Source organism: Marinobacter albus, from assembly GCF_030238305.1.
GTDB classification, from domain to species: Bacteria; Pseudomonadota; Gammaproteobacteria; order Pseudomonadales; family Oleiphilaceae; genus Marinobacter; species Marinobacter albus.
In genome coordinates this window covers 2,323,709-2,337,286 of the sequence record NZ_JASSQD010000001.1, presented here as the reverse complement: position 1 = coordinate 2,337,286, position 13,578 = coordinate 2,323,709, and the positions used below count along the sequence as shown (strand labels likewise).

General features: G+C 57.0%; 12 protein-coding genes and 2 tRNA genes. 8 read left to right on the top strand and 6 right to left on the bottom strand.

Annotated elements, in window-relative coordinates; genetic code table 11:
• Positions 1-10: 10 nt before the first annotated feature.
• Genes pta through QQF73_RS10825 form a run of 3 tightly spaced genes read right to left on the bottom strand, consistent with a single transcriptional unit; the run spans position 11 to position 5,823 of the window.
• Positions 11-2,164, bottom strand: a complete 2,154-nt coding sequence (pta, locus tag QQF73_RS10835) for a phosphate acetyltransferase (RefSeq protein ID WP_285368204.1) — start codon at positions 2,162-2,164, stop codon at positions 11-13.
• A 24-nt stretch (positions 2,165-2,188) separates the two neighbouring features.
• Entirely contained in the window at positions 2,189-3,385 is a 1,197-nt protein-coding gene (locus QQF73_RS10830) for an acetate/propionate family kinase (protein WP_285368203.1), read from the bottom strand.
• A 20-nt stretch (positions 3,386-3,405) separates the two neighbouring features.
• The gene (locus QQF73_RS10825) at positions 3,406-5,823 is read right to left on the bottom strand and encodes a bifunctional diguanylate cyclase/phosphodiesterase (protein WP_285368202.1); all 2,418 of its coding nucleotides are present in this window, start codon (positions 5,821-5,823) and stop codon (positions 3,406-3,408) included.
• A gap of 241 nt (positions 5,824-6,064) precedes the next feature.
• On the opposite strand from QQF73_RS10825, the gene ccoM reads away from it, so the two are divergent.
• Complete coding sequence (ccoM, locus tag QQF73_RS10820; RefSeq protein WP_285368201.1) at positions 6,065-6,217, top strand: cytochrome c oxidase subunit CcoM; 153 nt, start codon at positions 6,065-6,067, stop codon at positions 6,215-6,217.
• Positions 6,218-6,254: 37 nt separating this feature from the next.
• Here the strand turns inward: ccoM and QQF73_RS10815 are convergent.
• The 3 genes from QQF73_RS10815 to QQF73_RS10805 form a co-directional block, all read right to left on the bottom strand.
• Positions 6,255-6,330 (bottom strand) — tRNA-Glu (locus QQF73_RS10815).
• A 111-nt stretch (positions 6,331-6,441) separates the two neighbouring features.
• Positions 6,442-7,344 (bottom strand): TIGR01777 family oxidoreductase, encoded by a 903-nt coding sequence (locus tag QQF73_RS10810; RefSeq protein WP_285368200.1) that lies wholly within the window; start codon positions 7,342-7,344, stop codon positions 6,442-6,444.
• Positions 7,345-7,407: 63 nt separating this feature from the next.
• Positions 7,408-7,779 carry a sirohydrochlorin chelatase gene (locus QQF73_RS10805; RefSeq protein WP_219865461.1) on the bottom strand — a complete coding sequence of 124 codons (372 nt, stop codon included), beginning with the start codon at positions 7,777-7,779 and terminating at the stop codon, positions 7,408-7,410.
• Between the two features lie 101 nt (positions 7,780-7,880).
• Between QQF73_RS10805 and QQF73_RS10800 the strand changes: the two genes are divergently transcribed.
• The 7 genes from QQF73_RS10800 (at position 7,881) to QQF73_RS10770 (ending at position 13,575) form a co-directional block, all read left to right on the top strand.
• The gene (locus QQF73_RS10800; RefSeq protein ID WP_219865462.1) at positions 7,881-8,483 is read left to right on the top strand and encodes a DUF924 family protein; all 603 of its coding nucleotides are present in this window, start codon (positions 7,881-7,883) and stop codon (positions 8,481-8,483) included.
• Between the two features lie 94 nt (positions 8,484-8,577).
• Positions 8,578-9,321 (top strand): TetR/AcrR family transcriptional regulator, encoded by a 744-nt coding sequence (locus QQF73_RS10795; protein WP_228743151.1) that lies wholly within the window; start codon positions 8,578-8,580, stop codon positions 9,319-9,321.
• Between the two features lie 229 nt (positions 9,322-9,550).
• Positions 9,551-9,742 carry a murein L,D-transpeptidase catalytic domain-containing protein gene (locus QQF73_RS10790; protein WP_228743153.1) on the top strand — a complete coding sequence of 64 codons (192 nt, stop codon included), beginning with the start codon at positions 9,551-9,553 and terminating at the stop codon, positions 9,740-9,742.
• A gap of 223 nt (positions 9,743-9,965) precedes the next feature.
• Positions 9,966-10,041: transfer RNA gene (locus tag QQF73_RS10785), tRNA-Gly, on the top strand.
• 134 nt (positions 10,042-10,175) lie between these two features.
• Positions 10,176-10,970 (top strand): MOSC domain-containing protein, encoded by a 795-nt coding sequence (locus tag QQF73_RS10780; protein ID WP_219865464.1) that lies wholly within the window; start codon positions 10,176-10,178, stop codon positions 10,968-10,970.
• 8 nt (positions 10,971-10,978) lie between these two features.
• Positions 10,979-12,910 (top strand): ATP-binding cassette domain-containing protein, encoded by a 1,932-nt coding sequence (locus tag QQF73_RS10775; protein ID WP_285368199.1) that lies wholly within the window; start codon positions 10,979-10,981, stop codon positions 12,908-12,910.
• Complete coding sequence (locus QQF73_RS10770) at positions 12,907-13,575, top strand: DUF6901 family protein (protein ID WP_219865465.1); 669 nt, start codon at positions 12,907-12,909, stop codon at positions 13,573-13,575. Before QQF73_RS10775 ends, QQF73_RS10770 begins: the two co-directional genes overlap by 4 nt.
• The last annotated feature ends 3 nt before the right edge of the window (positions 13,576-13,578 follow it).

Below are 13,578 nucleotides of genomic sequence, written 5' to 3'. Positions count from 1 at the left end.
CCGGCCCTGTTCATTTCGATTTCACAGCGGCGACCTGCTGTGCCTGGACTGCGGTCAGTGCGATGGTGAATACGATATCCTCCACCAGGGCACCGCGGGACAAATCGTTAACGGGTTTCCTGAGGCCCTGAAGCATGGGGCCAATGCTGACGACATTGGCGCTGCGCTGAACCGCTTTGTAAGTCGTGTTGCCAGTATTCAGGTCCGGAAATACAAAGACCGTCGCTTTTCCCGCCACCTCGCTGTCCGGGGCCTTGCTTTTGGCAACGCTCTCGATGGCAGCGGCATCGTATTGCAGTGGCCCGTCGATGAGCAGGTCCGGGCGGCGCTCCCGGGCAATACGGGTCGCTTCGCGTACCTTGTCGACATCCTGTCCGGTTCCGGACTCGCCTGTACTGTAGCTGATCATGGCCACCACCGGTTCGATGCCGAAGGCTTCCGCCGATTCCGCACTCTGAATGGCAATATCCGCCAGCTCCTCGGCATTGGGATCGGGGTTGATGGCGCAGTCGCCATAGACGACAACCTGGTCCGGCAACAGCATAAAGAAGACCGAAGACACCACCCGGGCGTGTTCATGGGTCTTGATCAGCTGCAGGGCAGGTCTGACGGTGTTGGCGGTGGTATGGATCGCACCGGAGACCAGGCCGTCAGCCTCGTCCTGGGCCACCATCATCGTACCGAGCACCACGTTGTCCTCGAGCATGGCTTCGGCCATGTCTGGAGCCAGTCCCTTATGCTTGCGGAGCTCCACCATGGGGGCGACATACGCACTGCGTACCTCGGCCGGGTCAATGATCTCCATGTCCTCTGGCAGTGTTAAGCCGTGGGACACTGCGACGTTGCGAATCTCGGAGGCTTCGCCAATCAGGACGCAACGGGCCAGCCCGCGTTGGTGGCATATGATCGCCGCCTGAATGGTGCGCGGTTCGCTGCCTTCCGGCAGAACGATTCGTTTGTTGGCAGCGCGAGCGCGTTCGGACAAATGATGGCGGAATGCCGGGGGTGATAGCCGGCTCTGACGCTGGACCTTCAGGTGATTCTGGAGCCAGTCGGTATCGATTCGAGTGGCGACCATCTCCATGGCTTTCTCGATGCGGTCCGGGTCGTCGACCGGGATGGCTGCCGAGAGATTCGCCAGCATATGTGCGGTTTCATAGGTGTTGTTAACCGAACCCAGAACCGGCAATCCGGTGTCCAGAGCCCGCCGGCACAGTTCGATAACTCGCGAGTCCGGCATAAGACCGCCCGTCAACATGAGGCCTGCCAGCGGGACACCATTCAGGGCCGCAACGGCCGTGGTAACAACAATGTCCTCGCGGTCTCCGGGGGTGACTAGAAGTGTCCCTGGTCTGAGTGTCTCAGTCATGTTTCGGATTGTCCTGGCGCAGACCGAGACGTTCTGGACACGACGGCTCTGCATCTGCCCCTCGTTGAGGACCTGGATGTCCAGTTCGCGCGCTATATCAGATACCCGGGGCGCCAACAGTTCGGGCTGCCAGGGAATCTCCGCCAGAAGCCGGAAGCGATTCTCACTGAACACCTTGCACTCCTTACGGTAGTCCGCCATCCCGGTCGTCGGCGTGGATGAACGTTGCAGCGAAAGCCCCGACTGCTCGGGCTCGCCTACCTTGTTGAGGATTACCGCGATGACGTCTGGGTCGGAGGGGGCGGCAAAGAGTCTTGCCGAAAAGTCGAGTTCTTCGTCCAGCGCCTCGGCATCGCTATCCTCTGGTGTGCTCACCAGGATCACCTCGGAGCCCAGATTTCGTGCAACCTCGACGTTCAGCCGGGCAATGTAGGCTTCGCTGCGGTCCGGGACCAGGCCCTCAATGACTACGACATCAAAGTCTCTGGCGACTTTCTGGTATTCACCCACGATGGTTTCCATCAATTGGTCAGATTTGCCCCGGTTGATCAGGTGCTGGGCCTGTTTCAGATTGATGGGTTCCGGTGGTTCGAGATTGCTGCGAGCCCTGACAAATTCAACCGAGGTGTCCTTGCCGTCGTTATGGATGGATTCCCCGTGGTGGACTGATTGATGGAAAGGTTTGTAAAAACCAACACTGACGCCGACCCGTTCCAGGGCGCGGAGCAAGCCCAGACAGACAGAGGTTAGGCCCGAGTTCATGGTGGTTGGTGCGATAAAGAGACTTTTTGCCATATCAGATTCCTGATCGGTGGGGCGTCACACCGGTTGAGACTTTTCAGCGAGGCGAAGTGCTTCTCGGGCGATCACCAACTCTTCGTTGGTGGGGATGACCAGTACCGGGAAGCGGGAATCCGCACTGTCGATCCGACCGTCGCTGTAAAGGCCGTTGGATTGATTCAGTTCCGGGTCGAGCTCGAATCCCAGAAGCCGAAGGTGGCTCAACGTCTGTTGCCTTACCTGCGAGCTGTTTTCGCCAATACCACCGGTAAATACCAAGGCATCAAGCGCTGTCAATGAGGCCATCATGGCGCCTATGTATTTGGCTAGCCGGAAACAGAAAACGTCGATCGCCAGTTCCGAGGGCTTGTGTCCGTGCTCGGCAAGTTCGCAAAGGGATCTCATGTCGTTTGATTGACCTGACAACCCGAGCAGACCGCTCTGTTTATTCAGGACCTCGTGAAGTTCGGCCGCAGAGACGCCTTTTCCTGCCAGGTAATCAAACAATCCGGGATCGACGTCCCCGCTACGCGTGCCCATGACGAGGCCCTCCAGCGGCGTCAGACCCATACTGGTATCAACACTGATGCCGTCCCGGATGGCGCTGATACTGCAGCCATTGCCAAGGTGTGCAGAGATGATTGATGTGGTCGCGGGAGTAAGTCCCAGGAGTCGAGCGGCTTCCCGGGACATAAAATAGTGACTGGTGCCATGGAAACCGTATCGGCGAACCGCCCAGTCACGGTAGTAGGCTTCCGGCAAAGCATAGAGGAAAGCCCGGGGCGGCAGGGTTTGATGAAACGCGGTATCGAAGACGGCGACCTGGGGAACGTTCGGATAAAGGGTGCGCGTCGCTGCGATACCAGCCAGGTTAACCGGGTTGTGCAGGGGGGCCAGGCCTGCGCATTCCCCGATGGCCGCAATGGCGTCGTCATCCAGTAGTGCCGCTCCTCGAAAGGTTTCGCCACCGTGAACGACACGGTGACCAATTGCCGCCGGATCCTGAGCCAGAATTCCTCGATCCCTCAGAGCGTCAATCAATGCCCGCAGAGCGGTTTCATGTGAGGCGCCTGCCGGCAACGAGATTGGCTCGTCGGCATGGGCGATGTTTACGAAGGCATCGTCCGTGTTCAGTCGTTCGGCCAGAGCTGAAACCAGCTTGTTGTGGAGGCGGTCGAACACCGCAAGCTTCAGTGAGGAACTGCCGCAATTGACGACGAGTATATTGGCTTCCATGGTTCCGGTGGTCCTGCTGTTCAGATCTGTACGCGCTGGTTGGTTTTGAGCCAGCTTTCAAAGTCACGCGCGGGCAGGGGGCGACTGTAGAAGTAGCCTTGGGAAAAGTCACAGCCTTCCTGTTTAAGGAAGTGCGTTTGGGCTTCTTCCTCGACACCTTCGGCTATCACGCGCAGCCCGAGGCTGTGGGCCATGTTTATAATAGCGCGAACCAGCGAGGCATCCTCGGGTTCCTTCATGACATCCTGCACGAAGGATTTGTCGATTTTCAGGGTGTCAAAAGGGTAACTCTTCAGGTAACTGAGCGCCGAATAACCGGTGCCGAAATCATCCACAGACAGACGAATGCCGGCCCGGTCAAGCTGGCGTAGTATTTCAGCGGTCTCAATGGAGTTGTCGAGGATCAGGCGCTCGGTTATTTCCAGCTCGAGCTGGTTGGCGGCAAGCCCACTGTTGGACAAGGCCCTCATGACAATATCGGTGAAGCCCGGATCCCGGAATTGGCGGGGCGAAACGTTGACGGAAATTCCCACATCCCGGCCTGTGATTTCCTTCCAGGAAACAGCCGTTTTACACGCCTCTTCCAAAACCCATTCGCCGATGGGAATGATAAGCCCGGTTTCCTCAGCCAATGGAATGAACCGGTCAGGCATGACCGTGCCCATGGTTGGATTGTTCCAGCGCAGCAGGGCTTCGACAGAACACAAATTACCGGAATCTGTGTGGACAATGGGCTGGAAGTTCAGTTCGAACTCGTTAAGCTCCAGGGCCCGTCTCATGCGAGATTCCATTTGCAGCCGTTCGTGGGATACCTCGGTCATTTCGGGGGCAAAATGGGCGTATGAACTCTTGCCCTTGTGCTTGGCCTGATACATGGCCGCGTCCGCGTGCTGGAGGAGGGTCCCGCTGTTGTCGGAGTCAGTTGGGAAGATGGCGATGCCGATACTGGTGGTGACGAACACCTCCTGGCCATTCAGGATGTAAGGAGGCGAGAAAGTTTTCAGGATTCGATCGGCGACCTGATAGGAGGCATCAGCCCCGTTCAGACCGGGCAGGATAACCAGGAACTCGTCGCCACCCAACCGGGCAACCGTGCTGGTACCCCGCAGACAGCTTGAAATCCGGCGCGCGGCCTCAACCAGCAGATTGTCGCCGGCATCGTGGCCCAGGGTGTCGTTGATGTGCTTGAAATTGTCCAGATCCAGGAACATTACCCCCACCAGGGTATTCTCACGTCGTGCCTGGGCCAACGCGAGCTTGAGTCGGTCCAGGGCAAGCATTCGATTGGGGAGGCCCGTCAGGATGTCGTAGTTCGCCTGACGCAAAAGTTGTTGCTCATAGCGTTTACGGATACTGATGTCCTCACCCAGAATCAGGTAGCCGGTGGCCTGGCCGGAGGCATCCTTGATGGGAGTGACAATCAACTGCTCCCAGAACCGCTCGCCGTTTTTCCTGACACTGTTTACTTCCCCCTGCCAAACGCCGACGCGCTGCACCTGGAGCCGGATCGATTGCCACAGGTGCCGACTCTCGCGGTTCTCGACATTTCCCTCGCCCAGTGACCCGGGGTGATTGCCGAGGATCGACTTGGCGTCATAGCCGGTCAGTTGCGTGAATTTCTGGTTGGCGAATTCGATTCGCCACTGGCGATCACAGATCAGCACCGAGGAGGGGCTCTGTTCAATCGCCTTGGAAAACTTGTGGATCTCAGCGGCGTCCCGCTCCTGGCGCTCGAGATCGTCATTCAGCCGTTCCCGCATCTGATTGATGGCCTCAGTTACCCGTCCGAGCTCGTCGTTCCGGTTTGACGGAGTGTCCGGGCGATCTAGGACCAGGGGGCGTGAGAGGTTGGTCAGCGAAAAATCACGGGCGTAATCCGCCATTGAAGACAAGTGTCGCGTAACGAAGTGCTGGAAAATCAGGATAATCAGGATCGATACAAAAAAGGTCTTCAGAAACTGGGTCGCCAGAATGATGCCGACCTTCCGTTCCATCTCTTCATAGACCCGACCGAGGTCCGCTGTCACAGTGAGCTCGCCCAGCTTGAACATTTCGTCGCCCTGATGGACCAGGCTGAAGCTGTGGGATCTGGTTTGCGCACCACGGTCTATATCGCCCATCACCAGCTCTGAGTCCGGTTCTATCTTTAGCCTCAGGTGCACGATGTCCGGGAGGCTGAGTATTCCTTCCATCTGTGTTTGCAGCAGTTTCTGGTCCAGGGCCCAGAGGCTTCTGGCCAGGCTGGAGGCGTAGCCTGACTCAACAACCTTCATGCGGTTATCGATCTGGGAAAGGTCTTTGCGGTAGTCGGAGTATATCTGGATGCCCGAGGCGATCAGGGTAAAAACTGAGCTGAACAGAATTATCCACGCTAGCAGCCTGAAGGATAGGGGGGAGCCTTTTCGGAAACGTTGGAGCCGCGTCGACAGTTTTGGCATGCCGTGAACTTCTGCCACCCAGTCTGGTTTAGGGGAACGGAGGTATGTTTACCTTTCCGACTATAGCAGCAGTTCCTCTCCGTTGCTCTGCAAATACAGGAAAAATCGAGAGAAATGTGTCCGGGTTCAGTATTTTAAAACGGCTCGACGAAACCTTTCGGTTGATGTGGATCAATACCCCTGATTCCAAGCGGGCGTAATCTGAACCTAGTCAAGTAACTGATTAGTTGGAGAACGCAAAATGTATATGGATGCTGTCGTTATCGCGGGTATTGTTGCGGTGCTGCTGGTTCTGGGTTTTTTCGTAGGTGTTGGGCTCTTCGTGATGAAGGACCAGAAAGCACATGGCCGAGGGCCAGAAGAAAAGGGAAAGCAGGGTGGTAAACCGGTCTGACGGTAGACGGAAAAGCCTTCCTGCCAAGGAGAAGAAATGGCGTCCCCTAGGGGGTTCGAACCCCTGTTGCCGCCGTGAAAGGGCGGAGTCCTAGGCCACTAGACGAAGGGGACGCAACGTTTTCAAAACCTTGCCTCGTCGAGGTGGCGCGTATATTAAGTAAGCCTCCCGATAGTGTCAACGCCTTTTTTTAGAAAATTTCGAGGTGAAATGTCCTGTCCGGATTATTGCACGCAATTTGACAGGGCCGGTTCAAGTTCCGGGTAGCGGAATTGAAAACCCTGTCCGGTCAGCTTGGCCGGGATCGCCTGTTGGCCTGTCAGTAAGAGGCGGGCCATTTCGCCCAGAGCCACGCGTAAAACCGGGGCTGGGGCGGGGAAGAGCGTCGGTCGATGTAGAACCCTACCAAGACACCGGGTAAATTCGGCGTTAGTAACCGGCTCCGGACTGACAACATTATAAGGCCCGGCGGCCTCCTCGTTTTCAAGCATCCAGATCAAAGCGCCGACAACATCCTGTCGGTGTACCCAGGGCATGAATTGTTGCCCGCTTCCCAGCCTGCCACCAAGGCCAAGCCGGAAAGGCGGAACCATTCGGGCGAGGAAGCCGCCGCCCGGTCCTGCCACGACACCGGTTCTGGATAAACAGATCCGGACCTTCTGGCCATTCAAGGCCAGTGCGGCGTTTTCCCAGTCCCGACACAGCCGATGGGTGAATTCGTCATGGGGAGACGTTTCTTCGGTAACCACCGAAGCCCCCTGATCCCCGTAAAAACCCACAGCCGAACCCGAGACCAGGACATCGGGTAGCGTTTCCCAGCTGCGGATTACGTCCACAAGAACTTCCGTAACGCCAATCCGGCTGTCCCTCAATTGCCGTTTTCGCTGTTCTGACCATCGCTTATCCGCAATCCCCTCGCCAGCGAGATTGATCACGGCATCGAAGCCCGGGTGCGACCGGAGCTGATTGAGATCCCGCGTTGCTTCAACGCGACCGCAGGTGGCCAATACATCTTCCGGGGTCTGGCGGCTGAACACGGTCAGTTCGTAACCGCGCCCGAGCAGCTCCTGACACAGAACCCTGCCTATGAAGCCTGTGCCTCCGGTAATCAGAATGCGTTTATTCATCGGTCTCGTCCTCCTTGCTGGTTGCCGCTGGTGCTGGTGGGCGCTCCCTGGGTGTCACCCGCCTCACTCGTCTGTTTCGGCCAACTGGTGCAGAACCACGCCTTTGATGGCTTCACCCAGCTGCGGGTTCTCACCAACCGGTGGAGCCAGTTCAATACGGACCTGATACCTTTCCTCAAGAGTTTTGATCATGGCCGGCACGTCTTTGCGAAGGTGCCGGCCGGCCGCGAGAAAGAGCGGCACGATAGTGAAGCGGTATGCACCCTCTGCCACACCCTCTGCCACAATGTCATCCAGCGAGGGTTCGGCCAGTTCCATGTAGGCGATGCGTGAGTCTGATACCGCTTCCAGGGTCGGCGTGGCAAGATGTTCAAAGGTCTCACACCAGCGCTTGTCACTGCTTCCGTGTGCTAACAGAATAATGCGGTTGCTCATCAGCTCTCCTGAGTCATCGTGGTTAAGCGGCCTGTCGTACACCTTCACCGCTCACCCGCGAGCGGCGTGCACAGACCTTTAAAATAGCAGGGTACCGGGTAATGTTCGATTGGAAAGAGATTCTGGATTTCTGGTTTGGAGAACTTGATGGCGAGGGGCTGCCCGACCGCGATCATCGTAACCGGTGGTTCAGGTCTGATCGAAGATTCGACCAGGAAATTCGAAGGCGGTTTCTATCCATGGTCCTGTTTGCCTCGGAGCAGGGTCTCGATCACTGGCGGCGTGAACCGGGTGGAATTCTGGCTGAGATAATTCTGCTCGATCAGTTCTCCCGGAATATTTTCAGGGGCGCGGCCATGGCGTTTGACCAGGACGTCCAGGCGCGGAAATTGTGCAGGCAGGCGATGAGAAAAGGGCAGGATGTCGCCCTTGCTCCGGTTCAGAGAGCCTTTCTGTACATGCCTCTGCAGCATTCTGAGCGCCTTGAGGATCAGCGGACGTCTGTGGAGTGCTATGAACAGCTGGCGGCGTCAGAGTCGGGCATCCTGGGTGATTTCCTGGAAAGCTTTGCACAGTCGGCTCGGGACCACCACGACATTATCAAGCGTTTCGCGCGTTTTCCTCACCGAAATAAGGCCTTGGGCCGAAACTCCACGGATGAAGAAGAAGCGTATCTTGCTGGCGGGCGCAGATTTGGCCAATGAGCCAGCCCTTCGACTAATCAAAAAGTGCAGAACCTATCAATGTTTGGCCCCTTTGCTTCGGTCATACTTGGTGATAAACCGGGAAAAGGGATTGATGGAACAGCAAATGGCAGAGGAACAGTCGAGCCTTGCAGGAGTTTGTGATATCGGGTCAGGTCAGAATGTCAGTGAGCAGTCTCCGGGCTATCGGGGGCGTCGGGTTACCCGGGCAAAAAGCGAAGTACGCAGGCGGGAAATCCTTGAGGCGACGTTGAGGATTGCGGCCCGGGATGGTATCCGTGGCATCAAGCATCGCTCCGTTGCGAAGGAGGCCAATGTCCCCCTGGCAGCGACCACGTATTATTTCCGGGACATCGGTGAGCTCATCAGCGATGCCTTTCTGTTCTTTGCGGAAAAGGCCAGCGGTGACCTTCAGGCCTTTTACGATACGATCAATCTGGTTCTTGATAGCCTGCCGCCCGAGCAGCTGTTACGAACAAGTCCGGATCGCTGGCACCTTGCTCGGCGTCTCTCGGCCATTGCGTCGGCCTACCTTGAAAGTCAGTTTTCGGAAGGCCGTGAGCGTATTCTCGCCGAACAGGTTTTTCTGCTTGAGGCCCTTCGGGATGAGCGACTTGCAAAGCTCGCGCGCAGCTATCGGCAGGCATGGATGGCCGGGCTGGAGCGCCTGCTTGCGCGGCTGGATTCGCCCCTGCCTCAACGAGATGCCGCCCTGATCGTCAACGTAGCCCTGGGTATGGGATACGACATCCTTCTTGGTCTACCGGAGGGTGAAGAGGATTCGCTTCAAAAGGCCGTCGACAGGATCGTCGATCTGGCCTTGGGTGTCGGGGTCTGACGCCTTTGCTCCCGCGTCTTACTTGAGGAAACTGCTGCTCTTTTTGGGACGATGTCTACGCCCTGTTCTTGCGATGGCACTTTGCGCCGGTCTTTCATTCGCCTCACATGCCGGTTCTCTGGACCATGGTCTTCTGGGACGTTTAGCCGCGGCCGCGCCCATGCTGGACGGAATAGTGCTTCAAACGGCCTTGAGTGCCTCCCGTTGTGCTGTGTCGGCAGGCGTCGCGATGCCCGATCGACTGGCTATCATTATCCATGGTGCTGAATACGTGAATGAAACCTGGCTGAGCAGGTACGGCAGAATTGGCCGGAGCCATGGGTGTCCGGCCGCTGATAATCAGGTAATCGAGCGGGTAGTCGATAGCCTCAAAGGCGGGCAATTGGTGTTCAAGTACTATCCCGACAAGGTGTGGCTTTAAAGCTCTGAATTCCTGAACTGTTCCGATGGTAAAGTCGCGGGGCAGGCAGAGGATGCCGGAAATCAGGGCTGACCCAACGGTCCATCAGGGCAATACTGGTTACCTTATAAACAGTTAGTTGGCGAGACGAAAAGAACAATAAAAAAGTTGGGAAAAAGAGGTTGACGGCCGCCGCCTGATCCGTAGAATACGCCTCCGTTGTCGGTATCAACCGTTCAGCATTGCGGGAATAGCTCAGTTGGTAGAGCACAACCTTGCCAAGGTTGGGGTCGCGAGTTCGAATCTCGTTTCCCGCTCCAGATTTCAAAACCCGGTTTCGAAAGAAACCGGGTTTTTTCGTTTCTGGTACTCTCAAACTCGGCGTGGCCCGGCCTGCTCAGGTATAATCGGCAGCTCTATCTCTGAGCTGCGACAGAACCGGAGGCGTACCTACATGAATGTCCATTCGCTGTGGATTTATCCGGTCAAGTCCCTTGCAGGGATTGCAGTTGGGGAATTCGCGCTGGACGATTTTGGTCCGGTCGGGGACCGAAGATGGATGATCATCGATGATGATCGGCATTTCGTGACTCAGCGCAATCATCCCGAACTCGCACGAATTCGAGTCTACCTTGTTCAGGGGAACGTCGAAGTGGAGATCCCGGAGCAGGGCAGGTATGCGCTGAGGGTCTCGGAGGAAACCCTGAGAGCGCTGGTCTGGCGGGACTGGACTCAGGCGCTGGTCGGACAGGCAGAAGCCAGTGAAGCACTCAGTCGCTTTTGTGGCAAATCCCTGAGATTTGTTTACATGCCTGACGAATCTTTTCGGAGGGTCGATGCCGCCCGTTTACAGGACTTGCGTCGTGTCAGTTTCGCCGACGGCTTTCCGCTGTTGATTACCAATCTCGCCTCCCTAGAAGAACTGAACGGCCGTCTAGATGAGCCGGTTGAGATGCGACGGTTCCGGCCAAACATTGTCGTTGAAGGTGCCGGGCCCTGGGCTGAAGATCATTGGCGCGCCCTGAACGTGGGTGATAACGCGTTCGATCTCGTCAAGCCTTGTTCACGCTGTGTAATGACGACCGTTGATCCGGATGCGGGCACCAAGGATGCGTCTGTTCAGCCGCTACGAACCCTGTCGAGATACAGGCGCACCGAAGACGGCGTCATCTTTGGAATGAACGCAATTCATGAGTCGATAGGCCGCATCAGGGTGGGCGATCCGGTCAAAATCACCAAAACGGAGTAAAACCGAACGTGCCATTGTTAACGTTGGATTCAGTGTCCCTGGCCTATGGCATGCAGCCATTGCTTGATCAGGCATCGCTTGTTGTTGAAGCCGGTGAGCGGGTGTGTCTGCTGGGACGGAACGGGGAGGGCAAGTCGACCCTGCTGAAGATCGTCAGTGGCGAGGTTGTTCCTGACGGCGGCGTGGTGCGCCTGGAGGACGGAGCGGTACTGGCCGTTCTTCCCCAGAACCTTCCGACTGAGGACGCGCGAACAGCTTATGACGTCGTTGCCGGTGCCTTCCCTGAAACCGGGGATCTGCTGGCAGAGTTCCACCGTCTGTCGCAGCAGGGCGATGAAGCCAGCCTCGACCGGATGATGAAGGTACAGGAGCGATTGGAGTCGCTGGATGGATGGCGCCTGGATCAGAAAGTTACCACCATTCTGGCTCAGTACGGCATTGACCCGGAGCGCCGGCTCGATACGCTCTCCGGCGGCTGGCAACGTCGCGTGCTGTTGGCTCGGGCGCTGGTCGGTGATCCCGATATCCTTCTGTTGGATGAGCCCACCAACCATCTTGATGTCCCGGCAATTGCCTGGCTTGAGGAGGCCCTTGGGCAGTTTCGAGGCGCCATGCTGTTCGTCAGCCACGACCGGGCATTCATCCGCCGCATGGCTACCCGCATCGTTGAGCTGGACCGGGGGCGGCTTGTCAGCTTTGCGGCAACCTACGACAAGTACCTTCAGTTGAAGGAAAAGGCACTCGAAGAGGAGGAAAGGCAGAATGCTCTCTTCGATAAGCGGCTGAAACAGGAAGAGGCCTGGATCCGCCAGGGCATCAAGGCCCGGAGGACCCGTAACATGGGGCGTGTTCGGGCCCTCAAGGCAATGCGTGAGGAGCATCGCCAGCGCAGGGTTCGCGGCGGTACAGCCAGCTTCGCTGTTGAGGATGCGGCGCGATCAGGCAAGCTGGTGGTCGAAACCCGGGATGCAGGGTTCGGCTACGCAGATCGCGCCGACATTATCCGGGGGCTGAACCTCACGGTGTTCCGTGGCGACAAGATCGGACTGGTTGGTGAAAACGGAACCGGAAAAACCACGCTCGTGCGCCTGCTGCTCGGGGATCTGGAGCCAACGGAAGGTTCGGTGCGCCTCGGAACCAACCTCGAGGTGGCATACTTCGACCAGCTTCGAGGCGAATTGGACCTGTCTAAAAATGCCCTCGATAATCTGTCGGAGGGCCGCGAGTTCATAGAGATCAATGGCCAGAGCAAGCACGTTCTGGGTTATCTACAGGAATTCCTGTTTACCCCTGAGCGCGCACGCTCGCCGGTGAGGGTTTTCTCCGGTGGCGAGAGGGCGCGGCTCCTGTTGGCCAAGCTGTTCAGCAAGCCCGCGAACATCCTGGTTCTGGATGAGCCGACCAACGATCTCGATGTGGAAACCCTGGAGTTGCTGGAAGAGCAGTTGGCGGAGTTCAAGGGAACGGTCATTGTCATCAGTCATGACCGCGAATTCCTGGACAATGTGGTGACGGAAACCGTATTTCTGGATGGCACCGGCCAAGTTCGGGAGTACGTTGGTGGCTACAGTGACTGGCGCCGACAGGGTGGCCGATTTCCGTCCGAGGCCAGTGGCAATCGGCCGGACAAACAGGATAAACAGTCCGGGTCTGGGGGTAAGGCCGCGAAGTCGACCGCCAAGCCTGAGGGGCAATCGACAAAAACCAAATCGGCAAAACTCAGTTACAAGCTAAAACTTGAACTGGATGAATTGCCTGGAAAAATTGAGGCATTGGAACAGGAAATTGCCAGGCTGCAGAGTACAATTGCGGATTCGGACTTTTATTCAGGCCCACCGAACGAAGTCTCGGCCACTCTTGAAGAGTTGACGGACACGGAAGCCCGTCTGGAGCAGGTGATTGAGCGGTGGATGGAGCTGGAGGAACAGGCGAGTCAATGAATGTAAATTACAGTTTCAGGTTTCAGGGCGGCCGTAACGTTGAATTCAAAGTGACCGACCAGCCGGCTACGGCGTCGGGAAAGCAGCCCTCTTGGGTCAAGCTGGAGCACTGCCAGTGTTCTAACTGTCCTTTGAAGGCCAGTGAAACGGAGCATTGTCCCGCGGCGACGGAAATTCTACCGGTTGTGGAGGCGTTTCAGGCTGACGATGCCTATCAGAAAGTTGAGGTAACCGTTGAGGACGAGCGTCGCAGCTACGTAAAACAGACCGCTCTGGAGGAGGCACTCAGATCGCTCCTGGGGCTCAAAATGGCAACCAGTGGCTGCCCGGTCCTGGCCGAGCTGAAGCCGATGGCGGTCCACCACCTGCCGTTTGCCAACAGCGACGAATTTATCATGCGCAGCGTATCCCATTACCTGTTGCAGCAATATTTCGCCAAGCGCAACCACCAGGAGCCAGATTGGGAGCTCAAAGGGTTGGTTGAGCGAAACCAGCGCCTTCAATTGGTCAATCAGGCCTTGTGGCAGAGAATTCACTCGGTCTGCAAAGGCGACAGCAATCTGAAGGCACTGCTGAACTTCTTCTCGATGGCGTCGAGTGTGAGTTTTTCGCTGGAGAGTCAGCTACGAAAACTTGAAGCCAAGATGGGTGGGGAAGTGCAGTAGCGA